We start from the raw sequence: 24,379 nt of genomic DNA, 5'->3' as shown, positions 1-24,379 counted from the left end.
GAAAGGTCTACCGGTGCCTCATTACCTCTACCTCGTGCGTCACGGCGAGCAGCAGGATGCCGAGCACGGCCTGCCCGACGGCCCGCTGTCGCCGCGCGGCAAGCGCCAGGCCCAGCTGATCGCCGACCGGCTCAGCGGCCTGCCGCTGACGGGCATGTACCACTCGCCGCTGATCCGCGCAGAGGAGACCGCCTCGATCATCGCCGAGCGGATGCCGGCCGTGGTGCCGGAGCCCTCCAGCCTGCTGTTCGACTGCATCCCCTCCGGGCCGACGCCCGATATGCCCAAGGCGTTCGAGTCGTTCTTCGGCCCGGTGACGGACGCCGAGATCGAGGCGGGCAGCGCGCAGATGGAGGACGCGGTCAGCGAGTTCCTGACGCCCGCGATGGGCGACAGGCACGACCTGCTGGTGACCCACAACTTCGTGATCGGCTGGTTCGTCCGCCACGTCTTCGACGCGCCCGCTTGGCGCTGGCTCGGACTCAACCAGGCCAACTGCGGCCTGACCATCATCCGGGTGCGCTCGGCGAAGCCTCCGGTGCTGGTCGTACACAACGACCTCGGCCACCTTCCGGTCGAGCTGCGCACCGGCCTGCCCGAGCTCCAGCCGGTCTAGCGGAGTCTCGTCGGCGGGTTCAGGCCGGCGTGACGTCCGGGCCGAGCCGCTTGCGGAACCAGTCGGTCGCATTCGGGTTGTCGTTGTAGGGCTGCATGCTCTCGTAGCCGTGCGAGCGGTAGAGGCCGCCGGCGGCCTCCAGGCTGGCGTTGGTGTCGAGGACGACTTCGGTCGCGCCGAAGCCGCGCGCCCGGTGCTCCAGCTCGGCGAGGATGGCGCGGCCGAGGCCCCGGCCGCGGTGCGCGGGCGCCACCCAGAGGTGCTTGATCTCGTAGCGGACGATGCGCTCGCCGTCCTCGGTCTCCGACAGCGGGACGGCCAGCTCGCGGATGCCGCCGCAGCCGGCCTCGCCGTCGTCGTACGCCAGCAGGAAGACACCCGCCGGCGGCACGAACTGGCCCGGGTCGGGGAAGGTCGTGCGGTACGCGCCCTGGGAGGCGGGGAAGGTCTCGGCGCGCTCGGCGAAGTAGTCCGCCAGCATCCGGTGGGCGGTCGCGTCGGTGACGGAGACATCGGCAAAGGACACCATCGTCCCAGGCTAGCGGCCGGCGTCGCCGGGGCGCGGGCAGTGCGCGGCGGGTAGGGTGGACGGGTGACTATTCGCGTGGCCGTCGCCGGGGCGACCGGCAAGCTCGGATCCGTGGCGGTCCGCCTCATCGAGGCGGCCGACGACCTGGAGCTGGTGGCCGCCCTCGACTCCCGGACCCCGCTCGACGCCATGCTCGGCGCCGACGTGCTGGTGGACATGACGCTGCCGCAGGTCAGCCCTGGGATCGTCGCCTTCGCTGTGGACCACGGCCTCAACGTGCTGGTCGGGACCTCCGGCTGGTCGGCCGACCGCATCCTCGACCTGGAGCGCCGGGTGGCCGAGCACGAGGGCGCCGGCGCCGTCGTCATCCCCAACTTCTCGCTGGGCTCCGCTCTCGGCACCGCCTTCGCGACCGTCGCCGCCCGGTTCTTCGACTCCATCGAGATCGTCGAGACGCACGGCCCGGGCAAGGTCGACTCGCCCTCCGGCACCGCGGTGCGGACCGCCGAGCTGATCGCGGCCGCCCGACTGCAGCGCGGCCCGGTGGACGCTCCCCACACCTACCAGCGGGCGCGCGGCCAGCAGGTCGGCAGCGTGCCGATCCACAGCCTCCGGATGCGCGGCGTCGCCGCCCAGCAGCAGGTGATCTTCGGCGGGGCGGGGGAGACCCTCACCATCCGTCACGACACGATCGGCCAGGAGGCGTACGAGCCGGGCATCCTGCTCGCGCTGCGCGCCGCCGCGACGACGACCGGCGTGGTGGTCGGTCTGGACAAGCTGGTCGACCTCGGCATCAGCGAGCCCGACGGTGAGCCGCCGCGGGCGACCGTCCGCGAGGTGTAGGCCGCCCGATGCGCAACCGTCTCTCGGCGCTGTTCATGGCGCTGCTGCTCGTCGTCTACCTCGTGCTGGTCTTCCAGCGCGCGGTCCTGCTCTTCGCGTCGGGGTCGGCCGTCGGCATCGCGATGAGCGTCGCGTTGATCGTGATCGGGCTGATCGCGGCGTGGGCGCTCGTCCGGGAACTGCTGTTCGGCGCCCGCACCGAGAAGCTCGTCAAGCTGATGGCGGCCGAGGGCACCCTGCCGGTGGACGACCTCCCGCACCGGGCCTCGGGGCGCCCGCTGCGCGACGCCGCCGACGCGGAGTTCCCGCAATTCAAGGCCGAGGTGGAGGCGTCGCCGGAGAGCTGGCGGGCGTGGTTCCGGCTCGGCCTCGCGTACGACGCGAGCGGTGACCGCCGCCGTGCGCGGGCGGCCCTGCGGCAGGCGATCGGGCTGTACCGGGCCGAGCAGCGCGCGTCGGCCTAAGCCCGCTGCACCAGTCGCGCCATCGCCTCCTGCACGGTCGCGTCCCGGAACACGAACCCGTCGTCGAGCAGGCGCTGCGGGAGCACCCGCTGGTCGGCCAGGAGTAGCTCGCGCCCGGCCTCGCCGAGCCCGAGGTTCACCACCGGTCGCGGCAGCGGCAGGCCGTAGGGCCGGTGCACCGCCTTCGCGAGCGCGCGCAGCACCTCGCCGGCGGTCGCGGGCTCCGGGCCGACGACGTTCACGGGTCCACTGAGCGGGGAGGTCAGGAGGTGGACGATCGCGGCCGCCTCGTCGTGCAGGCTCACCCACGGCCAGTGCTGCCGGCCGCCCGCGATCGGGCCGAGCAGCCCGGCTTTCGCCAGCGGCAGCAACGGCGCCATCGCACCTCCGCGGCCCACGACGACTCCGGTGCGGATGGTGACCACGCGGGCGCCGCTGGGCGCGAGGTGCGCGGCGGTCTCCCAGGCCTCCACCACGTCCGACAGGAATCCCGTGCCCTTCGTGGAGTCCTCGGTCAGGGTCTGCCCCGGCCGGTCGCCGTAGTATCCGACCGCCGCGCCGCTGACCAAGACACCGGGCGGGTTCGCGGCCTGGCGCATCCCGTCCGCGAGCGTGCCCGTCGCGGCCAGGCGCGAGTCGAGGATGCGGCGCTTGTGCGCCGCCGTCCACGGCAGGCGGTTGAGCGAGGCGCCGGAGAGGTTCACCACGGCGTCCGTCTCGTCCAGCAGCCGCAGGTCGATGCTGCGCGCCGAGGGGGCCCAGGCGCGTTCGTCCGCGGCGGCCGGCTCCCGCCGCACCAGGCGGAGGGCGTCGTGGCCCTCCGCCGCCAGTGCGCGGACGAGCTCGGTGCCGATCATGCCGGACGCGCCGGCTACGAGCACCCGCATCTGCTCAGGCCAGCGTGGCTTCGATCGTGATCGGGATGCCGACGAGCGCACGCGACACCGGGCAGGTGCGCTTGGCCTCGTCGGCGAGGCGCTGGAAGTCCTCCTCGCCCAGCCCCGGGACGCTCGCCTCCACGAGGAGGTGGCTGCCGGTGATGCCCTGCGCGGGGTCGAAGGTGACCGCCGCCGTGGTGCGGATGCTCTCCGGCGGAGTGCCGAAGCCCGCGAGGACGTTCGAGAACGCCATCGAGAAGCAGGAGGAGTGCGCGGCGCCCAGCAGTTCCTCGGGCGTGGAGGTCTCCGCGCCGCCTTCCGAACGGGCCTTCCAGTTCACCGAGAGCGTCGCCGCTCCGGACGAGTCCAGTGAGACCGTCCCCGAGCCGGACTTCAGATCGCCGGTCCAGACCGTGGTGGATTCGCTGGTGACTGCCATGAGACCTCCTGTCGTTCCACCCGCAGAGCGCGGGCGTGCGACCCAGACTACTGGCGGCCTCCGACGCGTCGGCCCTCGTGCGGGGGATTCCCGGTTTCGGCCGTCAGAGCGTGCTGGCGCTCCTTCGGATGACACCCGCGCGCACGAGCAGCAGGTAGATCTGGCAGCCCAGGCAGTACCCGAACGCCGCGTTCAGGAAGGCCGCGATGAACGCCAGCGCGGCGGAGATCGGCAGGGCGGCCGGCACGCCGAGCACGAACAGCAGCAGGCCGACGCCGGTGACGACGAGGCCCACGGCCTGCGCGAAGGTCGGCGGCGCCGGGTCCTCGAGCTCGGTCGGCGGCGCGAGCCGGGGTCGCACCGCGACGCGGTACAGCAGACCGTAGGGATGGCGGCGCACGCCCGCGAAGGCTCCCCAGGCGAAGAGCAGGGCGATGAGGAGCAGCAGCACAGCGGCGGCGACGGTCGCGCCGGTGAGGGCCAGGAAGAGGTCGATCAGCAGCAGGACGGCGGTGATCGCGGCGCCGAAGCGCGGCGAGCGCGGGTCGATGCCGGCCGTGCCGGGTCGAGTGGTGCTCGGTGTGTCGGTCATGGTCACTCCGTCAGGATGCGGTCGAGGGCGCTGCGCACCTCGCCGGGCCGGGCGGCGCCGGCGATCCGGCCGCGGACGGTGCCGCGGGCGTCGAGCAGCAGGGTGGTCGGGGTCTGCAGCACGCCGAACCGGCGGGCGAGCTCGGGGCGGACGGTCAGGTCCACGTCCAGGTGCTCGACACCGTCGTGCTCGCCCGCGACCCCGTGCAGCACGCGCGCCGTGGATGGGCACTGGGCGCAGAAGGCCGTGGAGAACTGGACGAGGGTGGCGCGGGAGCCGAGTCCGCTGGCGCCGACGTCGGCCGCGGTCACGCGATCGGCGCGCGCCGTGCGGACCCGGCCGGTGCGGGCGCGCCATACGAGGCCGGCCGTGGTCGCGACGGCGACCAGGACGAGCAGGACGAGGAGGGCGGAGGGTACGGACATCGTGAGGTGACGATACGCGTGCTGCGCAACCGACTGAAGGGAGTGTGAACGAAGATGACGGCAGTCGTCCTCCACAGGCGCGCCGACGGCATGAGCTCTCCACCGATCGGCCGCCGGGGGAAGCGGCCGCCGTGCCCGACCCGATAGCCTTGATCCCATGGCTGCTCCCGCTAACCCCTTCGGCCAGGTGCTCGTCGCCCTGGTCACGCCCTTCACCGCCGATGGCGAGGTCGACTGGGCCGGCGTGGAGAAGCACATGGACGACGTCATCGTCGCGGGAGCGGACGGCATCGTCGTCACCGGCACCACGGGCGAGACCTCCACGCTCACCGACGCCGAGAAGCTCCGCCTGGTCGAGGTCGGCAAGTCCGTCGCGGGCGGCCGGGCCAAGATCATCACCGGCGGCGGCTCGAACGAGACCGCGCACGCCATCCAGCTCTACAAGCAGAGCGAGAAGGCCGGCGCCGACGGCGTGATGATCGTCACGCCGTACTACAACAAGCCGACCCAAGCCGGTGTGCTCACGCACTTCCGCATGATCGCGGACTCGACCGACCTGCCGGTCATCCTCTACGACATCCCGGGCCGCACCGGCATCCCGATCAAGTACGAAACCATCCTGCGCATCGCCAAGCACCCCAATGTGCTCGCCATCAAGGACGCCAAGGGCGACTTCAGCGAGGTCAGCCGGGTGCTCAACCAGACCGATCTGATGTACTTCTCGGGCGACGACGCCAACGTCCTCCCGCACCTCTCGATCGGCGCCACCGGCCTCATCGGGGTCACGGCCAACATCACCGCGACGCCCTACCGGCAGATCGTGGACGCGGTCAACGCCGGCGACCTCGCCACCGCCACCGCTGCCCACCGGAAGCTGGAGCCGCTGGTCCGCGCCGTCATGACGCACGTCCCTGGCACCGTCGCAGCCAAGTACATCCTGCACGGCCTGGGGCGCATCTCCAGTCCGCGCGTCCGTCTCCCGCTGGTCGGACCGGAGGAGTGGGAGGCCGCCCAGATCGAGGACGAGCTCGACCTCGTCCGCGACATCCCCGGCGCAGACTTCCGCAACTTCCGCCCCGATCGCAACGCCGCCGCCGGCGGCGCGCTGCCCAAGATCGCCGGCGCCACACGCTAGGGCCGCTCCGCGGCCGGTTCCACCCCGGGCCTCGTGCCCGGACGTACGTACACACCTGAACATTGGAGGGCCGATGCCCAACCTCGTCTCCGAAGCCCCGGCACTCGAACCGGGAACGCTTCGGATCATCCCCACCGGCGGTCTCGGCGAGATCGGCCGGAACATGACCGTCTTCGAATACGAAGGCAAGCTCCTCATCGTCGACTGCGGCGTCCTGTTCCCCGAGCAGGACCAGCCCGGCGTCGACCTGATCCTGCCCGACTTCGCCCCGGTCCGCGATCGCCTCGACGACGTCCTCGGCGTCGTGTTGACGCACGGCCACGAGGACCACATCGGCGCCGTTCCGTACCTGCTCAAGCTGCGCGCGGACATCCCGCTGATCGGCTCCGGCCTCACCCTCGCGCTGGTGGAGGCGAAGCTCAAGGAGCACCGCATCCAGCCCTACACGCTCACCGTCAAGGAAGGCCGCACCGAGCAGCTCGGTCCGTTCGACCTGGAGTTCGTCGCCGTCAACCACTCCATCCCGGACGCACTGGCCGTCGCCATCACGACGCCGGCCGGCACGGTGCTGCACACCGGCGACTTCAAGATGGACCAGCTCCCGCTGGACGACCGGATCACCGACCTGCGCGCCTTCGCCCGCCTGGGCGAGAAGGGCGTCGACCTGTTCATGGCCGACTCCACCAACGCCGACGTCCCCGGCTTCACGCCGCTGGAGCGCTCGATCGGCCCGGTGCTCGACACCGTGATCGCCCGCGCCCCGCGCCGGGTGATCGTCGCCAGCTTCTCCAGCCACGTGCACCGCGTGCAGCAGGTCCTCGACGCCGCCGCCGCCAACGGCCGCCGCGTCGCCCTGCTCGGCCGCTCGATGGTGCGCAACATGACCATCGCCGCCGAGCTCGGCTACCTCAAGGTGCCCGAGGGCGTCCTCATCGACTACAAGAAGGCCGCCGACCTCCCGGACGACGAGATCGTCTACATGTCGACCGGCTCCCAGGGCGAGCCGATGGCGGTGCTGGCGCGGATGGCGAACCTCGACCACCAGATCGAGGTCGGCCACGGCGACACGGTGATCCTGGCCTCCAGCCTCATCCCGGGCAACGAGAACGCGGTCTACCGCGTCATCGACGGCCTGACCAAGCTCGGCGCCAACGTCGTGCACAAGGGCAACGCCAAGGTGCACGTCTCCGGCCACGCGGCCGCGGGCGAGCTGCTCTACTGCTACAACATCCTCAAGCCCCGCAATGTGATGCCCGTGCACGGCGAGTACCGCCACCTGGTCGCCAATGCGCGGCTGGCGATGGACACCGGAGTGCCGGAGAAGAACACGATCATCGCCGAGGACGGCACGGTCATCGACCTGCGCGACGGCGTCGCCCGCGTGGTCGGCCAGCTCGACCTCGGCTTCGTCTACGTCGACGGCTCCAGCGTCGGCGAGATCACCGACGCCGACCTGAAGGACCGCCGCATCCTCGGCGAGGAGGGCTTCATCTCCATCATCGTGGTGGTGGAGGCCACCAGCGGCCGCATCGTCACGGGCCCGGAGATCCACGCCCGCGGCTTCGCGGAGGACGACGCGGTGTTCGACGCCGTCAAGCCGAAGATCGCGGCGGCCCTCGCCGACGCGGCGCACAACGGCGTCCGCGACTCGCACGCGCTCTCGCAGGTGGTCCGCCGGACGGTCGGCCGCTGGGTGAACACCAGCTACCGCCGCCGCCCGATGATCGTGCCGCTCGTCATCGAGGCCTAGGCCGGAGTATCGGTCCTTACATGTAAGATGGAATTCACGTGTCGCCGGGGGTCGGCGCACGCGAATGAAAGGCTGCATGTGGGGGTTGTGCGACGCTGGGTCTTCCCGGCGATCCGAATCGTGATCGTGGCGACGATCGCCGTCGCGCTGGTGAAGCTGGCGTTCTTCCCGAGCGGGGAGTCGCGGGCCTCGGATCCCGCGACCCCGACCGGCCAGCTGGCCGATCCGGTCACGACCGTGGAGACCGGCACGATCGTCAACGACGTGACGGTCTCCGGGTCGATCGTCGCCGACGACGCGGTCCCCGCACGGGCGACAGCGGCGGGCACCGTGAACAAGGTTCAGGCGACGGTCGGCAAGCCGGTCGACGCCGGGGCCGTGCTCTTCGACATCCGGGTCGAGACACCGCGCGACCCGGTCCTGGAGACAGGGCCGGACGGCACGCAGACACTGACAGAGCGCAAGCCCGTTATCAGCTACACGGAGGTCACCGCGCCGATCGCGGGCGTGCTGAGCGAGCTCCCGGTGCTCGCCGGGCAGAACGTCGCGATCGGCGACCCGGTCGCCTCGGTCGCGCCGCCGAGCTTCTCCGTGTCGGCGACGCTACCGGCCGAGCAGCAGTACCGCCTGATCTACCGGCCGACGGAGGCCACGGTCACCGTGAAGGGCGGCCCGGCCCCGTTCACGTGCACCGGGTTGACCATCACGACGCCGCCCGCGACCGCGTCGAACGCCGCGCCGAACGCGGAGCCCGGAACGAGCGGCGGCGGCGCCGGCGACTCCACCACGACCGTTCGCTGCGCGGTTCCTGCCGAGGTAACCGTGTTCGCGGGGCTGAGCGCCGATCTCACGATCTCCGCCGGTCGCGCGGAGAACGTGCTCACGGTGCCCACGACCGCGGTCAAGGGCTCCGCCGAGAAGGGCATCGTCTACGTCCCCGGCGAGAAGGGCGGCGACCCGAAGGAGGTCGAGGTCGCGCTCGGGCTCACCGACGGCACGTCCGTCGAGGTCGCAGGCGGCCTCAAGGAGGGCGACTCCGTCCTGCAGTTCGTCCCGGGCGCAGCGACACCGGAGGGCGGCTGCGTGCCGATGGGCAATGGCGGGATGATGTGCTCAGGCTCCGACCCGGCAGCCGGACTGTGACGGCCCTGCTGCGCCTGAGCGGGGTCACCAAGACGGTCCGGGTCCCGGACGCCGAGCCGCTCACGATCCTGCACGGCGTCGACCTGGTCGTGGAGGCGGGCGAGCGCGTCTCGGTCGTCGGCCGCTCCGGGTCGGGCAAGTCGACCCTGCTCAACCTCCTCGGCCTCCTGGACTCCCCGAGCAGCGGAGAGTTCGAGTTCGAGGGCGTCCCAGTCGAGCGGATCGGCGGCCGCGCTCGCGATCTGCGCCGCGGCGCCGACGTCGGCTTCGTGTTCCAGCAGTTCAACCTGCTGTCGGGCCGCACCGCGCTCGAGAACGTGATGACCCCGCTGCTCTACGCGACGGGCCGGCGGTTCTGGAAGCGCAGGGTCCTCGCCACCGAGATGCTCGAACGCGTCCGACTCGGCCACCGGCTCGACTCCCTCCCCGAGGTGCTGTCCGGTGGCGAGCAGCAGCGCGTCGCCATAGCCCGGGCGCTCGTGCGCGGGCCGCGCCTGATCCTGGCCGATGAGCCGACCGGGGCGCTGGACGTGGAGACCGGGTCCACCGTGATCGACCTGCTGGAGGACGTCGCCGCGGAGAACGACGCCGCGCTGGTCGTCATCACCCACGACCCGGCCGTGGCCGCGCGGTCGGAGGTCCGCTACCGGCTTGACGCAGGACGCCTGCACGCCGCGACCGCGGAGGTGGCCGCGTGAACGCGCTCTCCGCCCTGTGCGGCGCGATCGTGGAGGCCTGGCAGGTGCTGCGCATCCACCGCACCCGGGTGCTGCTGTCGCTGATCGGGGTGGGCATCGCCGTGTGCGCACTCAGCTCGGTCGTCGGGCTGGCGAACATCGTCGAGCAGGGCATGCGCGAGAACGACGAGCGCTACGGTGGCCGTCCCGCGCTGATCTCGGCGAGTCCGGGCGTGGAGGGCACGACGAGCGGAGAGCGTCTCGAGGCGGCGTGGGCCACGATCGTCAAGCGCCACGACATCCGCCACTCTTCGAAGGTCGGGGGCGCTTCGCTGCCCGTCCAGTTCCGCGACGGGGTGACGTCGGTCATGACCCAGACCGTCGATCCGGACTACGCGACGATGCACCGCACCGTCGTGATGGAGGGTCGCTGGTTCCAGCCCTCGGATGACGAGCTACTCGCGCCGCCGATCGTCGTCAACGAGCAGTTCTGGCAGCGGCTCGGCATGCCGTCGCTCGCCGCGCACCCCACCGCGACCGTGCTGAACGGCGACACGAAGGTCACCGCCGTCGTCGTCGGCGTGCTGAAGGCCCGCAATTGGAACGACGACCCGAGCGCGTTCATCCTGAACTCCGGTGTCGACCGACTGGTCGCACCCGACCCGCTCGGACCGCTGTCGACCTCGTTCGAAGCCTGGGTGCCTCCCGAGCTCGCGACACCCCTGGTCACCGCGATCACCGCCGAGTTCGAACAGTCGTTCGGCCGTGACGCGGTCCACGTCTCGCGGACGGACTACATGGCCGACCGGACCGAGGACCCGCTCCTCTACCTCAAGCTCGGCGTCGGTGGCATCGCCGTCCTCATCCTCCTGCTGGGCGCGCTCGGTCTTGTCAACATCGCGATGGTGACGGTGCGCCACCGCATCCGGGAGATCGGTGTCCGCCGCAGCTTCGGTGCGACGAGCGCGCGGATCTTCTTCGCGGTGATGATGGAGAGCGTCGTCGCCACGCTGGTCGCCGGTGCGTCGGGCGTGGCGCTCTCGGTGCTGGTTGTGAAGAACCCGTGGGTGGAGGAGCAGCTCGGCCGCGGAATGATCGCCGACATGCCGCCGTTCCCGGTGGAGGCCGCCGTGCTCGGGCTGGTCGCGGCGACCGCAGTCGGGGCGCTCGCGGGACTGCTACCGGCGCTCGTCGCGGTGCGGGTGAAGGTCATCGACGCCATCCGCTATTGAGCGCGTACCATCGTCACTCTCTCTGTAACCCGCGCGAAACACACCGGCGAGTAGCGTTCAGCCATGACAGGGTTCCGGATCCGCCCGGCGAGCGGAGAGGATGCGCGCATCCTCTCCGACATGCTGGTGGAGGCGGCGAACTGGAACGCCGCGCGCGCCCGTCCGCGCGTCGCGGTGCTGGAGGACCCGTCCGTCCTGCGCTACGTCGCGGGCTGGAAGCGGCCGGGGGATTTCGGCTGCGTCGCGGAGGACGTCCACGGCGCCGCGGTCGGCGCCTGCTGGGCCCGGCTGTTCCCTGCCGACGCGCCCGGAAAGGGGTTCGTCGCCGTCGGTGTGCCGGAGCTGACCCTCGGCGTCAACGCGCAGTGGCGCGCGCAGGGTGTCGGCCGCGCGCTGCTCCAGGAGCTCGGGAGGCTGGCCGCCGGCTCCGGCGCCAACCGGCTGAGCCTGAGCGTCGAGCGGGCGAACTTCGCCCAGCGGCTCTACGTGAGCGAGGGCTACGTGACGGTGCAGTCGCGCGCGACGGCCGACACGATGGTCCGCGCCGTGCGCTGAGCGCCCGGTCAGTCCTCACAGCCCGCGCGTCGCCGCCGATTTTCCCCAATCTCAGCGCGTGATCCGTCCCCCTGCCGGGGGTCCGAAGTAGCGTTGAACCTATGGCTACGAGCACCAAGTCGACTTCGTCCGCCCGGGGGTCCGGCCGCGGCGGCTCGACGGCGCGCAAGACGGCCGCCAAGACCCCGACGAAGACGCAGACCCAGAAGACCGTCGCGTACCCGGCCGCCGACGACGCGCCGAGTCCGCTCGTCCGCGCGTGGATGGGCCTGGCGCACCTCACCGGCGGCGCGTTCCGCGCGCTCGGTCCGGAGAAGCTGAGCAAGGAGGAACGGCGCGACGGCTTCCCGTTCTTCCTCGTGCTGCTCGCCATCGCCGGCGTCGTCGTCGAGTGGTTCCTGATCAACGACCAGGTCGCGCGCACGCTCGACTCCTGGACGTTCGGCCTGCTCTTCGGCCGGGTCGCGTTCGCGCTCCCGGTGATCATGGTGATCTTCGCCGCGTGGCTGTTCCGCCATCCCAGCTCCGTGCACGACAACACGCGCATCGGGATCGGCCTCGGCATCCTGCTGCTGATGATCTCCGGGCTCTGCCACCTGTTCAGCCACCATCCGTCGCCCACCGACGGGGTCGCCGCTCTCGCCCAGGCCGGCGGGATGCTGGGCTGGCTGATCGCCGCCCCGCTCTCCTGGCTGATCACGCCCTACGGGGCCGCGGCGATCATCATCCTGCTGCTGATCCTCAGCCTCTTCATCATCACCAAGACGCCGCCCAACAAGCTGCCCGCCCGCATCCGTGAGCTGTACGCCTACCTGTTCGGCGCCCAGCTGCCCACGGAGGAGGAGCGTCAGGAGGCCAAGGACGAGCGCAAGAACCAGCACACCGAGCAGGTCGAGCTCGACGGCCTGGACGAACCGGAGGGCGAGACCGCGTTGCCGTGGTGGCGGCGCAACAAGTCGCAGCGCGAGGAGGACCCGGACTACGAGGCGCCCGCCGACCTCACCGACGTGTTCGGCACGCCCGCGCGCGGCAAGGGCGAGTTCGCGTCCGTCCTGGAGCCGGACCCGGCGAGCGACCACTACAACACCGAAGTGCTCAGCGAGCTCGCCCACGCGGAGAGCGTGCTCCAGCGCTTCACCGGCGAGGTGCCGCCGACCGCGGCCGCGGCGCCCCTCGTGCCGACCGCGCCCGCGGTGCTGCCCGGCTTCCAGGCCGGCGCCGACGACTTCGACGAGACCGTCGCGATGGACGAGGGCGAGGCGCAGCCGACCGCGCCCTACAACCTCCCCTCGGCCACAATGCTCTCGGCGGGCACGCCCGCGAAGATCCGTTCCAGCGCCAACGAGGAGATCGTCGCCGCGATCACCGAGGTGCTGACCCAGTTCGGGGTCGACGCCAAGGTGACCGGGTACTCGCGCGGCCCGACCGTCACCCAGTACGAGATCGAGCTCGGCCCCGGCGTCAAGGTCGAGCGGGTCACCGCGCTCAGCAAGAACCTCTCGTATGCGGTCGCGAGCAACGAGGTCCGCATCCTCTCGCCGATCCCGGGCAAGTCCGCGATCGGCGTCGAGATCCCGAACAGCGACCGCGAGATCGTGTCGCTCGGCGACATCCTCCGCTCCCCGGCGGCGGCCAAGAGCGTCCACCCGATGACCATCGGCGTCGGCAAGGACGTCGGCGGCGGCTTCGTGGTCGCGAACCTCGCCAAGATGCCGCACCTCCTGGTGGCCGGCTCGACCGGCTCCGGAAAGTCGAGCTTCGTCAACTCGATGATCACCAGCCTCCTGATGCGCGCGAAGCCGTCCGAGGTCCGGATGGTGCTCATCGACCCGAAGCGCGTCGAGCTCACCATCTACGGCGGCGTCCCGCACCTCATCACGCCCATCATCACGAACCCGAAGAAGGCCGCCGAGGCCCTGCAGTGGGTCGTCAAAGAGATGGACATGCGGTACGACGACCTGGCCAGCTTCGGGTTCCGGCACATCGACGACTTCAACAAGGCCGTCGTCAACAACGAGATCGTGCTTCCGGAGGGAAGCGAGCGCAAGCTCAAGCCCTACCCGTACCTGCTCGTGGTCGTGGACGAGCTCGCCGACCTGATGATGGTCGCCCCGCGCGACGTCGAGGACTCCATCGTCCGCATCACCCAGCTCGCGCGCGCCTCCGGAATCCACCTGGTGCTCGCGACGCAGCGTCCGTCGGTGGACGTCGTCACCGGCCTCATCAAGGCCAACGTGCCGTCACGCCTCGCGTTCGCGGTGACCAGCGTCACCGACTCGCGGGTCATCCTCGACCAGCCGGGCGCCGACAAGCTCATCGGCCAGGGCGACGGCCTCTTCCTGCCGATGGGCGCCTCCAAGGCGCTGCGCGTTCAGGGCGCGTGGGTGAACGAGGATGAAATCCAGAAGGTCGTCGACCACGTCACCCGCCAGGCCCGGCCGGAGTACCGGCAGGACGTCACCGCGGGCGCGGAGAAGAAGCAGATCGACTCGGACATCGGCGACGACCTGGAGCTGCTGCTCGCGGCGGCCGAGCTCGTCGTCTCGTCGCAGTTCGGCTCCACGTCGATGCTGCAGCGCAAGCTGCGGGTCGGCTTCGCCAAGGCGGGCCGGCTCATGGACCTCCTGGAGTCCCGCGAGATCGTCGGTCCCTCCGAGGGCTCGAAGGCCCGCGACGTGCTCGTGACCGCGGAGCAGCTGCCGCAGGTGCTGGCGCGGCTGCGCGGCGAGGAGCCGCCGGCGCGTCCTGCTGCCGCGCCCGCACCGGCCGCACCGCCCGCGGCCGACGCCCACGACGACGGCGACCGCTACGGAGCCGACCCTGTCGCGGCCATGACCGAGGGCTATCCTGAGGTGGACGGCGACTCGGACGAGGACGCCTGGCAGCTGACCGGCAGGGAGTAGACCGCGATGTCGGTGCCCGACACGCCTCCGCCGGCCGCGGCGGACGGCAGGACGAACCGCGCGAGCAACTGGAACGTGCCCAACCTGATCACGGTGGTGCGTATCCTCCTCGCGCCGGTGTTCATCTGGATGCTGCTCGCCGACGCCGGCCACGACGGCCCGCTGCGATGGACGGCGGCGGTGCTGTTCGTGCTCGCCATCGCCACCGACGGGGTCGACGGCGCGATCGCACGCCGCAACAACACGGTCACCGACCTCGGCAAGCTGCTCGACCCGATCGCCGACAAGGTGCTGACCGGTGGCGCGCTGGTGTCGCTCTCGATCCTGAACGAGCTGCCGTGGTGGGTCACCATCGTCATCCTCGTGCGCGAGATCGGGATCACCGTCTACCGGTTCGTCGTGATCCGCCAAGGCGTCATCGCGGCCTCCCGCGGCGGCAAGATCAAGACCGTCGTGCAGTCGGTCGCGATCTCGTTCGCATTGTTCCCGCTCTGGACGATCTTCGGCGACTGGATCTTCTGGGTGAACGGCATCCTGATGACCGCGGCCGTGATCCTGACCGTCGTGACGGGCTTCGACTACCTCTGGCAGGCCTACCGCGGCCGGAAGGCCAAGCGTGCCGGGGCCTGACGACGTCGCCGCGGCCGACCTCACCTTCCGGGTGGTGCGCACGCTCATCGAGCGCCGCCTGACGGTCGCTGTCGCCGAGTCGCTGACCGGGGGAGGCCTCGCGGCCGAGCTCACGCGCGTCCCCGGGGCTTCGGCGGTCGTGCTCGGCGCGGCGGTCGTCTACGCGAGCGAGCTCAAGCACACCCTGCTCGGGGTGGACGCGGGCCTCCTGGAGCGCGAGGGGCCCGTCGACCCGGAGGTGGCGCGCCAGCTCGCGGCCGGAGTGCGGGAGCGGCTCGCCGTCGCCGGGCGCCCCGCCGACCTCGGCGCCTCGACCACCGGGGTGGCCGGCCCGGAGCCGCAGGGCGGCCGCGCGGTGGGCACGGTCTACGTCGGCGTCGCGTCGGCGGCGGGAGTCCGCTCGGTCGAGCTGAGGCTGGCGGGGGACCGGCAGTCGATCCGCTCGCAGACCGTCGCCCGGGCGGTGCGCGAACTGGCCGTCGAGCTCGGGATCGTCGAGCGCTGACACCCGGGAATAGCCAGTGTTTCCATTGGGTTACACCTCGTTGCATTCACAACGAAAGCCCAGTCGTCGCGGATATCGTGACTGACATGGATGCGGTACAGTTGGCATCCATTCGATACGTCGGCAGGGTAGAAGAAGGAGGCTCCGAAATGATTCTTGTACGTCAGGAAATCGGCGACGTGCTCAGGGACTTCCGCCTGCAGAAGGGCCGCACCCTGCGTCAGGTCGCGAGCAAGGCGAGTGTCGCCCTCGGCTACCTCAGTGAGGTCGAGCGCGGCCAGAAGGAGGCCTCGAGCGAGATCCTCGCCTCGGTGGCCGACGCGCTGGAGACCCCGGTCTCCGTCATCATGCGCGAGGTGGGAGACCGCATCGCGGTGCTCGAAGGTCTCGAGCCGGTCATCCCCGACACCATCCCCGACGACTTCGTCTCCGCTCTGGACGCGAACCTCGTCTCCCGCTGAACCATCCACGACATTCCCGAGAGCGCCCCGCACGATGCGGGGCGCTCCTCGTTTAAGGTGAACCCATGAAGTTGAGCGAGTTCCAGCGCGCCGTCGTCGACGAGTTCGGCTCGGGCTACGGACAGGCGCTGCTGACCGACCTCGTGCTCGGGGAGCTCGGCGACCGCACGGCGCAGGAGGCGCTGAACGCCGGCATTCCGGCACGCGACGTCTGGCTCGCGCTGTGCCGCGAGACCGGCGTGCCGCAGTCGCACTGGTACGGCGCGGGCAAACCGGCGCCCAAGCGCTGAAGCGCCCTCGCACCCGCGCGCCATTCGTGCCGAATGTCGCGAAAGCACCCCGCAAACCCCACATTCGTGCCGAATCGCGTCACGACCCGTTCGGGACATTCGTGCCGAATGTCGGGAAAGCGGCGCGCTGCGTCGACATTCGTGACGAATGTGCGGGCGACACGCCGGAGAGGAACGCTCGAAGATATGTTCGGAACTGGGTAAACTCCTGCACAGGCAGCAATCGAAAACGAGTTGTCCACGGATCCGTCGTCGGCAGCTTGAGTGTCGGCGGTCGGCCATACAGTCGAACTCGTCAGCGAAGCCCACGAAGGAGAACCGCAATGCCATCACCCGCAGACCGCGAGAAGGCGCTCGAGACCGCACTCGCCCAGATCGACCGTCAGTTCGGCAAGGGCTCGGTCATGCGACTGGGCAGCGACGAGCGCGCCCCCGTCGAGGTCGTCCCCACCGGGTCGATCGCACTGGATGTCGCCCTCGGCATCGGGGGTCTGCCCCGCGGCCGCATCGTCGAGATCTACGGTCCGGAGTCCTCCGGTAAGACCACGCTGACGCTGCACGCTATCGCCAACGCCCAGCGGGCCGGCGGCATCGCGGCCTTCATCGACGCCGAGCACGCGCTCGACCCGGAGTACGCCCGCAAGCTCGGCGTCGACATCGACGCCCTCCTCGTGTCGCAGCCCGACACCGGTGAGCAGGCGCTCGAGATCGCCGACATGCTGGTCCGCTCCGGCTCCATCGACCTGATCGTCATCGACTCGGTCGCCGCGCTCGTGCCGCGCGCCGAGATCGAGGGCGAGATGGGCGACGCGCACGTCGGTCTCCAGGCCCGCCTCATGTCGCAGGCGCTGCGCAAGCTGACCGGTGCGCTGAGCTCCACGAACACCACGATGATCTTCATCAACCAGCTTCGCGAAAAGGTGGGCGTGTTCTTCGGCAGCCCGGAGACCACGGCCGGTGGCAAGGCGCTCAAGTTCTACGCCTCCGTCCGCCTCGACATCCGCCGCATCGAGACTCTGAAGGACGGTACCGACGCGGTCGGCAACCGCACCCGCGTCAAGGTCGTCAAGAACAAGATGGCGCCGCCCTTCAAGCAGGCGGAGTTCGACATCCTCTACGGCGTCGGCATCTCGCGCGAGGGCAGCCTCCTCGACTTCGGTGTGGAGCACGGCATCGTCAAGAAGTCGGGCGCCTGGTACACGTACGAGGGCGACCAGCTCGGCCAGGGCAAGGAGAACTCGCGCAACTTCCTCATCGCGAACGCCGACATCGCCGCCGAGATCGAGCACAAGATCCTCATCAAGCTCGGCGTGATCGCGGACCCGAACGCTGCCGCAGCACCCGCGGAGGCGGACAACGTGGACTCGCTGGAGAAGAAGCTGCAGGCTCGTAAGGGGGCGTGATCAGCCGGCTCGACGTGAGTGATGCGAGCGACGGCAGCTGCGGGAGAAGAATGAGGAGGGGATGTCATGGTGGTGAGGTTTCCCTCTGAGGCTTCGGACTCCGGGAGCGAGCATGTGGCTCCGGTGACGCCATTGCGTCGTCCGGGCGCGAAGCGGGAGCGGGCGGTTGAGCGTGGGGTGGTCGAGCCCGGGGTGGTTCGGCCGGTGGCTGAGCTTCCGGGGGCTCAGGAGGTCGCGGCTCCCGGTGATGGTGGGACGTCGGAGCGGTGGAACAACACGTGGGCGGCCGAGCCTGCGCGGCGTTCCGATGCTCGCAACGTGTCCGACCCCGCCGCCGCGTCTGACGCTGCCGTCGCGTCTAACACCGCCGCGTCTAACACCGCCGACGCGTCCTGGGTCGAGGATGAGGAGACCGAACGGCTCGCCCGCAAGGCGTCGGGCGTCACCATCCGGCAGCTCGCGCGGCGGGGGATGTCGCGGTGGGAACTCGAGCAGCTGCTCACCAAGCGGGAGATCGCTCCGGAGGTGTACGGTCCCGAGCTCGACCGGCTCGAGGCGATGGGCGTGATCGATGACGCGTCGCTCGCCGCCACCCTGGCGTTCACGCAGCACAGCCGCAAGGGACTCGGGCGGTCGGCGATCGAATTGGACCTCAAGCGGCGGCACATCGCTCCCGAGCTGATCGAGGAGGCGCTGGCCGACATCGCGGACGAGGACGAGCTGGAGCGGGCGACCGAGCTGGCCGTCAAGCGGATCGGGCAGCTCTCGTCGTACGACGACGAGACGGCGCGCCGCCGGCTCCACGGGTTCCTCGCGCGCAAGGGCTACGACTCCTCCGTGGTGCGGCAGGCGATGGACGCGGCGTTCGCGACGCGCGGTCGACGCGGCGGAGTGCGGTTCCAGTAGGCGCGAACGGGGGTCGGACGCTCGTTCGATTCCGGCCCCGGTCGAACGTAGAATCGTACGCATCATGAGCACCATCGAGTCGAGCACCGCCGAGCTGAGCACAGCCGAATTGAGCACAGCCGAGCACTCCCGCGTCTTCGAGCCGTCGCCGGCCGCCCTCACGGAGGATGGGCGTCCACGGACCTACGAGGTGCGCACGTTCGGCTGCCAGATGAACGTGCACGACTCCGAACGGCTCAGCGGCTCGCTGGAGGCTGCCGGCTACGTGCCGGCGGACGGCGCCGAAGCGGACATCGTCGTGATCAACACGTGCGCTGTCCGCGAGAACGCCGACAACAAGCTCTACGGCAACCTCGGCCACCTCGCCGGCGTCAAGCGCCGGCACGCGGGGATGCAGATCGCCGTCGGCGGCTGCCTCGCCCAGAAGGACAAGAACGTCATCCTCGAGAAGGCGCCCTGGGTCGACGTCGTGTTCGGCACGCACAACATGGGCTCGCTCCCGGGCCTCCTCGAGCGCGCGCGGCACAACGACGCTGCGGAGATCGAGATCCTGGAGTCGCTGGAGACCTTCCCGTCCACGCTGCCCACCAAGCGCGACTCCTCCTACTCGGGCTGGGTGTCCATCTCGGTCGGCTGCAACAACACCTGCACCTTCTGCATCGTGCCGTCGCTGCGCGGCAAGGAGAAGGACCGCCGCCCGGGCGACATCCTCGCCGAGATCGGCACGCTGGTCGAGGACGGCGCGATCGAGGTCACCCTGCTCGGGCAGAACGTCAACTCGTACGGGGTCGAGTTCGGCGACCGCCAGGCGTTCAGCAAGCTGCTGCGCGCCGCGGGCGAGATCGACGGTCTGGAGCGCATCCGCTTCACCAGCCCGCACCCGGCGGCGTTCACCGACGACGTCATCGACGCCATGGCCGAGACGCCGAACGTCATGCCGCAGCTGCACATGCCGCTCCAGTCGGGCTCCGACCGCATCCTCAAGTCGATGCGCCGGTCGTACCGGTCCGAGAAGTTCCTCGGCATCCTCGACCGGGTGCGTGCCAAGCTGCCGGACGCGGCGATCAGCACGGACATCATCGTCGGCTTCCCGGGGGAGACCGAGGAGGACTTCCTCGAGACGATGCGCGTGGTCGAGCAGGCACGGTTCGCGTCCGCGTTCACCTTCCAGTACTCGATCCGTCCGGGCACGCCCGCGGCGGACATGGCCGACCAGGTGCCGAAGGAGGTCGTGCAGGACCGCTACGACCGCCTGATCGCCCTACAGGAGCGCATCTCCCTGGAGGAGAACGGGCGACTGATCGGCCGCGAGGTCGAGCTGCTGGTGGCCAACGGTGAAGGCCGCAAGGACGCCGACACCCACCGCCTGAGCGGCCGTGCCCGCGACAGCCGGCTCGTCCACTTCGAACTGCCGGACGGCTCCGACGTCCCGCGGCCCGGTGACGTGGTCACCGTGCGGATCACGCAGGCGGCGCCGCACTACCTGATCGCGGACAGCACCGACGGCGCTCCGCTCGCCATCCGCCGCACCCGCGCGGGCGACGCGTGGGATCGCGCGGAGGCCGAGTCGTGCGCGGTGCCGTCCCACGGCGACGGCGCCCAGGCGGCCGGCCGGGTGTCGCTCGGCCTGCCGACGCTGCGCCCCCGCGACCCGCTGACCTCCCCGGGCGTCGGCACGATGCCGATCTACGACCCGTCGGACGGCCAGCGCTGAGCGGGGACGCCCCCGCGGCGGCCGTGCCCGATGCCGGTGAGGCTGGCGCTGCTTCCGCATCCGCCCCTGCCCTCATCGCCATCGTCGGCGCCACCGGCACCGGCAAGACCGAGCTCTCCCTCGCGCTCGCGGAGGCTCTCCGCGAGCGGGGCCGTGCCGCCGAGGTCGTCAACGCGGACGCGATGCAGTTCTACCGGGGGATGGACATCGGGACGGCGAAGCTCCCGCCCGCCGAGTGGCGGGGGGTTCCCCACCACCTCTTCGACGTCCTCGACGTAACCGAGGAGGCGACCGTCGCGCGCTACCAACCGGAGGCTCGGCGCGTCGTCGGCGAGATTCTCGGGCGCGGTGCGACGCCCATCCTCGTCGGCGGGTCGGGACTGTACGTCTCGAGCGTGATCTTCGACTTCCGTTTTCCCGGGACCGACCCCGAGCTCCGGGCGCGGCTGGAGGCCGAGCTCGCCGCGCAGGGGCCGGGAATGCTGTTCCGGCGGCTGATGGACGCCGACCCGGAGGCCGCGAAGCGGATCGGGCCGTCCAACGGGCGCCGGATCGTCCGGGCGCTGGAGGTCGCCGAGCTGACCGGTGAGCCCGTGAGCGGCGCCCTCCCGGAGGAGCCGCAGTACTGGCATCCGACTGTTGTGCTCGGGCTCGCGGCGCCGCGCGAGGAGCTGGTCGCGCGCCTCGACGCGCGTGTCGAGCGGATGTGGCGCGACGGGCTCAGCGACGAGGTGCGCCGTCTGATCCCGCTCGGGCTGGAGGACGGGGTGACCGCTCGCCGCGCGATCGGCTACGCGCAGGCGCTCGCGGAGGTGCAGGGTGAGCTGACCCGCGCGGAGGCGATCGCGGCCACGCAGCAGCTCACCCGGCGGTACGCCCGCAGGCAGGTCAGCTGGTTCAAGCGCTACCCGGGCCTGCACTGGCTCGACTACGACGACCCGGACCTGACGGCCTCCGCTCTGGACGCGCTCGGCGTTCGCTGAGCCTGCGGCCGATAGGCTGGGGGGATGGCGACGCTCCATTTCACCAAGGGTCAGGGGACCGGCAACGACTTCGTGCTCTATTCCGACCCGGACGGACGCCTGCCGCTGACGCCGCAGCAGATCGCCGCGATCTGCGACCGGCACTTCGGGATCGGCGCCGACGGCGTCATCCGCGCGGTCCGCTCCACGCACCTGCCGGAGGGCGCCGAGGCGCTCGCGGAGGACGACGGCGCCGAGTGGTTCATGGACTACTACAACGCCGACGGATCCCTGGCCGAGATGTGTGGCAACGGCATCCGAGTGTACGTTCGCTACCTGCTCGCGTCCGGGCTCGCCGAGCTCGCGGACGGCGACACTCTCTCGATCGGCACGCGCTCCGGCGTGCGCGACGTGCAGCGCAACCTCACCGGGTTCCAGGTGGACCTCGGCCGGTGGAGCCTGGCCGGGGGCGAACCGCTGGTGCGGGCCAAGGAACTGCCGGTCGCGCGTCCGGGCCTCGGCATCGACATGGGCAACCCGCACGTGGTCGTCGCGGTCGCCGACGAGTCCGAGCTGGAGGCCGCCGACCTCACGTACATCCCGCACATCGAGCCCGCGCCCGAGGACGGTGCGAACGTCGAGTTCGTCGTGCCGCAGGAACCGCTGGTGCGCGACGGCGTCGGCCGGATCCGGATGCGCGTCCACGAGCGCGGGAGCGGCGAGACGCTGTCCTGCGGCACCGGCGCGGCCGCGGCGGCGCTGGCCGTGCGGTACTGGGCCGGCGAAGGCGCTCCGGACCAGTGGCGCGTGGAGGTGCCGGGCGGCACCGTGGGCGTGCGGATGTTCCCGACGGAGGACGGAGAGCACGTCGCGCTCTCCGGCCCGGCCGAGCTGGTCTACACGGCCACGCTCGAACTCGCCTGACCCACCTCCCGAGTACGCGAGAAATCAGGCGTTCCGGGGCGCAGGACCGGATTTTCGGCGTAGTCGGCTGCTTGGTGCGTGGTCAGGAGGCGGCGGGCTTGCGGGCGCGCAGCACGCGGTAGCCCTTGGAGATCGCCGCGCGGGTCGTCGTCAGCTCCGGCATGGTCGCCTGGATCCAGCGCTGCAGCGAGTCGCTGCCGAGGTTGCGCTGCACCACCAGCCACGCGTCAGAGCCCGGCTCCAACCGCGGCAGCCAGCGCTGCAGGATGTCGTGCAGCTCGTTCTTGCCGACCCGGATGGGCGGATTGGACCAGATCGTGGTGAATTGCAGCGACTCGGGAACATCATCGGGCGTCACGGGGTTAATATTCTTGAGACCGAGCTTCTGCGCATTCCGGCGCACCACGTCCAGCGCTCGGGTGTTGACGTCGACCGCCCAGACGGTCGCATGAGGGGATTCGAGAGCAAGTGTGAGAGCCAGAGGCCCCCAGCCGCAGCCGAGGTCGAGGAACTGACCTCCGGGCGGCGCGGAGGGGACATGGTCGAGGAGCACTCGCGTACCCATGTCGATGCGCTCGGGGCTGAAGATCCCGTTCGCCGTCACCAGTTCGTACGTCTGGCCCGCCAGGCGTGCGGTGAACGGCCGCAGGTTCAATTCGCTCTCGGGAGCGGGTGAGAAGTAGTGATCTCCGCTGGCCATATAGAGGACCGTACAGGACGCGGACCATCAGACAAACACGGCAGAACAGACAGACTAGGGTGTACCCCACCTGGATCAGGGGACAGTGAATGACCGAACGAACAGATTTCGAAGAACAGACCGCAGAAGCGACCACCGACCGCACCGTCGACGACGTCGTCGCGCGCGTGCTGGCCACCCAGCAGAACCGCGCGACGGTGACGCTCTTCGGCTCCGGAGCCCAGGCGCTCCAGCACAGCGACACCGAGGGCGGCGGCCACGACGGCGAGCAGTTCGACCGCGAGGAGCGCGCGGCGCTGCGCCGCGTCTCCGGGCTCTCGACCGAGCTCGAGGACGTCACCGAGGTCGAGTACCGCCAGCTGCGGCTCGAGAACGTCGTCCTCATCGGCGTCTACTCGCAGGGCTCGCTGCAGGACGCGGAGAACTCGCTGCGCGAGCTCGCCGCCCTCGCCGAGACCGCGGGCGCCGCGGTGCTCGACGGCCTCCTGCAGCGGCGGCCTCATCCCGACCCGAGCACCTACCTCGGCCGCGGCAAGGCCGAGGAGCTCGCCGGGGTCGTGCGCGCCCTCGGCGCGGACACCGTCATCGCCGACACCGAGCTCGCGCCCAGCCAGCGGCGCGCGCTGGAGGACGTGGTGAAGGTGAAGGTGATCGACCGCACGGCCGTCATCCTCGACATCTTCAGCCAGCACGCCAAGAGCCGCGAGGGCAAGGCGCAGGTCGAGCTGGCGCAGCTCGAGTACCTGCTCCCGCGCCTGCGCGGCTGGGGCGAGTCGATGTCCCGCCAGGCCGGTGGCCAGGTGGGTGGAGCGGGCGCCGGCATGGGCTCGCGCGGACCCGGTGAGACGAAGATCGAGCTCGACCGGCGCCGCATCCACTCGCGGATGGCGAAGCTGCGCAAGCAGATCGCCGGCTTCAAGCCGGCGCGCGAGGCGAAGCGGGCGAACCGCAACCGCAACGCGGTGCCCTCCGTGGCGATCGCCGGGTATACGAACGCGGGCAAGTCCAGCCTCCTGAACCGGGTGACCAAGGCGGGCGTGCTCGTCGAGAACGCCCTGTTCGCCACGCTGGACGCGACCGTGCGCCGCTCGGTGACCGCCGACGGCCGGCTCTACACGCTGGCCGACACGGTCGGCTTCGTGCGGAACCTGCCGCATCAGCTCGTGGAGGCGTTCCGCTCGACGCTGGAGGAGGTCGCCGACTCCGACGTCATCCTGCACGTGGTCGACGGCTCGCACCCCGACCCGGCGTCGCAGCTCGCGACCGTCCGGGACGTGATCGGGGAGGTCGGCGCGCGGGACATCCCGGAGATCGTGGTCTTCAACAAGGCCGACCTCATCCCGGCCGACGACCGACTGATCCTGCGCGGCCTGGAGCCCGGCGCGATCTTCGCGTCCGCGCGCACCGGGGAGGGCGTCGACGAGGTGCTCGCCGCCATCGCGCGCCTGCTGCCGGACCCGTCCGTCGAGGTGGAGCTGGTCGTCCCGTACGACCGCGGCGACCTCATCTCCGCGCTGCACGAGCGTGGCCGCGTGGTCTCCACCGAGTACGTGGAGGACGGCACGCGCGTGCGCGCGCGGATCATGCCGGAGTACCAGTCCGTGTTCGAGCCGTTCGCCGTCTAGATGTACTGACCCGGATCGTTGTTGACGTAGGAGAGACCTCCGTAGTCGAGTTGGAGCTGTCTAGGTTCCCTCGAGTCC

26 protein-coding genes are annotated in these 24,379 nt (G+C 70.7%); 20 read left to right on the top strand and 6 right to left on the bottom strand.

The genetic code is table 11. The features are described 5' to 3' along the window. The first annotated feature begins 13 nt into the window (after positions 1–13). Complete coding sequence (locus tag AC1ROW_RS11515; RefSeq protein WP_493019046.1) at positions 14–616, top strand: histidine phosphatase family protein; 603 nt, start codon at positions 14–16, stop codon at positions 614–616. A 19-nt stretch (positions 617–635) separates the two neighbouring features. Here AC1ROW_RS11515 and AC1ROW_RS11510 read toward each other — a convergent pair whose 3' ends face one another. Then, entirely contained in the window at positions 636–1,145 is a 510-nt protein-coding gene (locus AC1ROW_RS11510) for a GNAT family N-acetyltransferase (protein ID WP_493019045.1), read from the bottom strand. A gap of 63 nt (positions 1,146–1,208) precedes the next feature. Here AC1ROW_RS11510 and dapB point away from each other — a divergent pair, with 63 nt between their 5' ends. Both dapB and AC1ROW_RS11500 read left to right on the top strand, forming a co-directional pair. Continuing rightward, positions 1,209–1,988, top strand: a complete 780-nt coding sequence (gene dapB / locus AC1ROW_RS11505; protein ID WP_493019044.1) for a 4-hydroxy-tetrahydrodipicolinate reductase — start codon at positions 1,209–1,211, stop codon at positions 1,986–1,988. A gap of 8 nt (positions 1,989–1,996) precedes the next feature. Then, positions 1,997–2,452, top strand: a complete 456-nt coding sequence (locus AC1ROW_RS11500; protein WP_493019043.1) for a hypothetical protein — start codon at positions 1,997–1,999, stop codon at positions 2,450–2,452. Here the strand turns inward: AC1ROW_RS11500 and AC1ROW_RS11495 are convergent. The 4 genes from AC1ROW_RS11495 to AC1ROW_RS11480 all read right to left on the bottom strand — a co-directional run bounded on the left by AC1ROW_RS11495 (position 2,449) and on the right by AC1ROW_RS11480 (position 4,786). Next, a complete protein-coding gene (locus AC1ROW_RS11495; RefSeq protein ID WP_493019042.1) occupies positions 2,449–3,339 on the bottom strand; it encodes a TIGR01777 family oxidoreductase in 891 nt (296 codons plus the stop codon). The two genes, AC1ROW_RS11500 and AC1ROW_RS11495, sit on opposite strands and share 4 nt — an antisense overlap. A 4-nt stretch (positions 3,340–3,343) precedes the next feature. Continuing rightward, positions 3,344–3,769: an OsmC family peroxiredoxin gene (locus AC1ROW_RS11490; RefSeq protein WP_493019041.1), complete on the bottom strand. Its 426-nt coding sequence runs from the start codon at positions 3,767–3,769 to the stop codon at positions 3,344–3,346. Between the two features lie 103 nt (positions 3,770–3,872). Next, positions 3,873–4,361, bottom strand: a complete 489-nt coding sequence (locus AC1ROW_RS11485; protein ID WP_493019040.1) for a DUF4395 domain-containing protein — start codon at positions 4,359–4,361, stop codon at positions 3,873–3,875. A gap of 2 nt (positions 4,362–4,363) precedes the next feature. Then, positions 4,364–4,786, bottom strand: a complete 423-nt coding sequence (locus AC1ROW_RS11480) for a thioredoxin family protein (RefSeq protein WP_493019039.1) — start codon at positions 4,784–4,786, stop codon at positions 4,364–4,366. Between the two features lie 157 nt (positions 4,787–4,943). Here AC1ROW_RS11480 and dapA point away from each other — a divergent pair, with 157 nt between their 5' ends. From dapA to dapF, 16 genes are all read left to right on the top strand, one after another. Further along, a complete protein-coding gene (gene dapA / locus AC1ROW_RS11475; RefSeq protein WP_493019038.1) occupies positions 4,944–5,921 on the top strand; it encodes a 4-hydroxy-tetrahydrodipicolinate synthase in 978 nt (325 codons plus the stop codon). Positions 5,922–5,994: 73 nt separating this feature from the next. Next, entirely contained in the window at positions 5,995–7,671 is a 1,677-nt protein-coding gene (locus AC1ROW_RS11470) for a ribonuclease J (protein ID WP_493019037.1), read from the top strand. A 78-nt stretch (positions 7,672–7,749) separates the two neighbouring features. Beyond that, positions 7,750–8,814, top strand: a complete 1,065-nt coding sequence (locus AC1ROW_RS11465) for an efflux RND transporter periplasmic adaptor subunit (RefSeq protein WP_493019036.1) — start codon at positions 7,750–7,752, stop codon at positions 8,812–8,814. Then, on the top strand, positions 8,811–9,512 hold the full coding sequence (locus AC1ROW_RS11460; RefSeq protein WP_493019035.1) for an ABC transporter ATP-binding protein: 702 nt from the start codon (positions 8,811–8,813) through the stop codon (positions 9,510–9,512). The genes AC1ROW_RS11465 and AC1ROW_RS11460 overlap by 4 nt, the downstream gene beginning before the upstream one ends. Continuing rightward, on the top strand, positions 9,509–10,723 hold the full coding sequence (locus AC1ROW_RS11455; protein WP_493019034.1) for an ABC transporter permease: 1,215 nt from the start codon (positions 9,509–9,511) through the stop codon (positions 10,721–10,723). The genes AC1ROW_RS11460 and AC1ROW_RS11455 overlap by 4 nt, the downstream gene beginning before the upstream one ends. 63 nt (positions 10,724–10,786) lie before the next feature. Beyond that, positions 10,787–11,278, top strand: a complete 492-nt coding sequence (locus AC1ROW_RS11450) for a GNAT family N-acetyltransferase (RefSeq protein WP_493019033.1) — start codon at positions 10,787–10,789, stop codon at positions 11,276–11,278. Positions 11,279–11,379: 101 nt separating this feature from the next. Beyond that, positions 11,380–14,181: an FtsK/SpoIIIE family DNA translocase gene (locus AC1ROW_RS11445; RefSeq protein WP_493019032.1), complete on the top strand. Its 2,802-nt coding sequence runs from the start codon at positions 11,380–11,382 to the stop codon at positions 14,179–14,181. Positions 14,182–14,187: 6 nt separating this feature from the next. Further along, the gene (pgsA, locus tag AC1ROW_RS11440; protein WP_493019031.1) at positions 14,188–14,811 is read left to right on the top strand and encodes a CDP-diacylglycerol--glycerol-3-phosphate 3-phosphatidyltransferase; all 624 of its coding nucleotides are present in this window, start codon (positions 14,188–14,190) and stop codon (positions 14,809–14,811) included. After that, positions 14,798–15,316: a CinA family protein gene (locus AC1ROW_RS11435; RefSeq protein ID WP_493019030.1), complete on the top strand. Its 519-nt coding sequence runs from the start codon at positions 14,798–14,800 to the stop codon at positions 15,314–15,316. The genes pgsA and AC1ROW_RS11435 overlap by 14 nt, the downstream gene beginning before the upstream one ends. A gap of 149 nt (positions 15,317–15,465) precedes the next feature. Next, on the top strand, positions 15,466–15,777 hold the full coding sequence (locus tag AC1ROW_RS11430; protein ID WP_454108703.1) for a helix-turn-helix domain-containing protein: 312 nt from the start codon (positions 15,466–15,468) through the stop codon (positions 15,775–15,777). 65 nt (positions 15,778–15,842) lie between these two features. After that, complete coding sequence (locus AC1ROW_RS11425) at positions 15,843–16,067, top strand: DUF3046 domain-containing protein (protein ID WP_493019029.1); 225 nt, start codon at positions 15,843–15,845, stop codon at positions 16,065–16,067. A gap of 323 nt (positions 16,068–16,390) precedes the next feature. Further along, positions 16,391–17,470, top strand: a complete 1,080-nt coding sequence (gene recA, locus AC1ROW_RS11420; RefSeq protein WP_185277023.1) for a recombinase RecA — start codon at positions 16,391–16,393, stop codon at positions 17,468–17,470. Positions 17,471–17,788: 318 nt separating this feature from the next. Further along, entirely contained in the window at positions 17,789–18,376 is a 588-nt protein-coding gene (locus AC1ROW_RS11415) for a regulatory protein RecX (protein WP_493019028.1), read from the top strand. A 64-nt stretch (positions 18,377–18,440) separates the two neighbouring features. Continuing rightward, a complete protein-coding gene (gene miaB, locus AC1ROW_RS11410; RefSeq protein ID WP_493019027.1) occupies positions 18,441–20,090 on the top strand; it encodes a tRNA (N6-isopentenyl adenosine(37)-C2)-methylthiotransferase MiaB in 1,650 nt (549 codons plus the stop codon). Positions 20,091–20,113: 23 nt separating this feature from the next. Further along, a complete protein-coding gene (miaA, locus tag AC1ROW_RS11405) occupies positions 20,114–21,073 on the top strand; it encodes a tRNA (adenosine(37)-N6)-dimethylallyltransferase MiaA (RefSeq protein ID WP_493019026.1) in 960 nt (319 codons plus the stop codon). Between the two features lie 24 nt (positions 21,074–21,097). Then, positions 21,098–21,976 carry a diaminopimelate epimerase gene (dapF, locus tag AC1ROW_RS11400; RefSeq protein ID WP_493019025.1) on the top strand — a complete coding sequence of 293 codons (879 nt, stop codon included), beginning with the start codon at positions 21,098–21,100 and terminating at the stop codon, positions 21,974–21,976. Between the two features lie 82 nt (positions 21,977–22,058). On the opposite strand, the gene AC1ROW_RS11395 is transcribed toward dapF, so the two are convergent. After that, complete coding sequence (locus tag AC1ROW_RS11395; RefSeq protein ID WP_493019024.1) at positions 22,059–22,676, bottom strand: class I SAM-dependent methyltransferase; 618 nt, start codon at positions 22,674–22,676, stop codon at positions 22,059–22,061. Positions 22,677–22,765: 89 nt separating this feature from the next. Between AC1ROW_RS11395 and hflX the strand changes: the two genes are divergently transcribed. Beyond that, on the top strand, positions 22,766–24,301 hold the full coding sequence (hflX, locus tag AC1ROW_RS11390; protein WP_493019023.1) for a GTPase HflX: 1,536 nt from the start codon (positions 22,766–22,768) through the stop codon (positions 24,299–24,301). Positions 24,302–24,379: the final 78 nt, after the last annotated feature.

The organism is Leifsonia sp. GW821-FHT13C09 (genome assembly GCF_058806435.1).
Note: the sequence above shows the minus strand (reverse complement) of the source record. Positions and strands in the feature narration are given on the sequence as shown.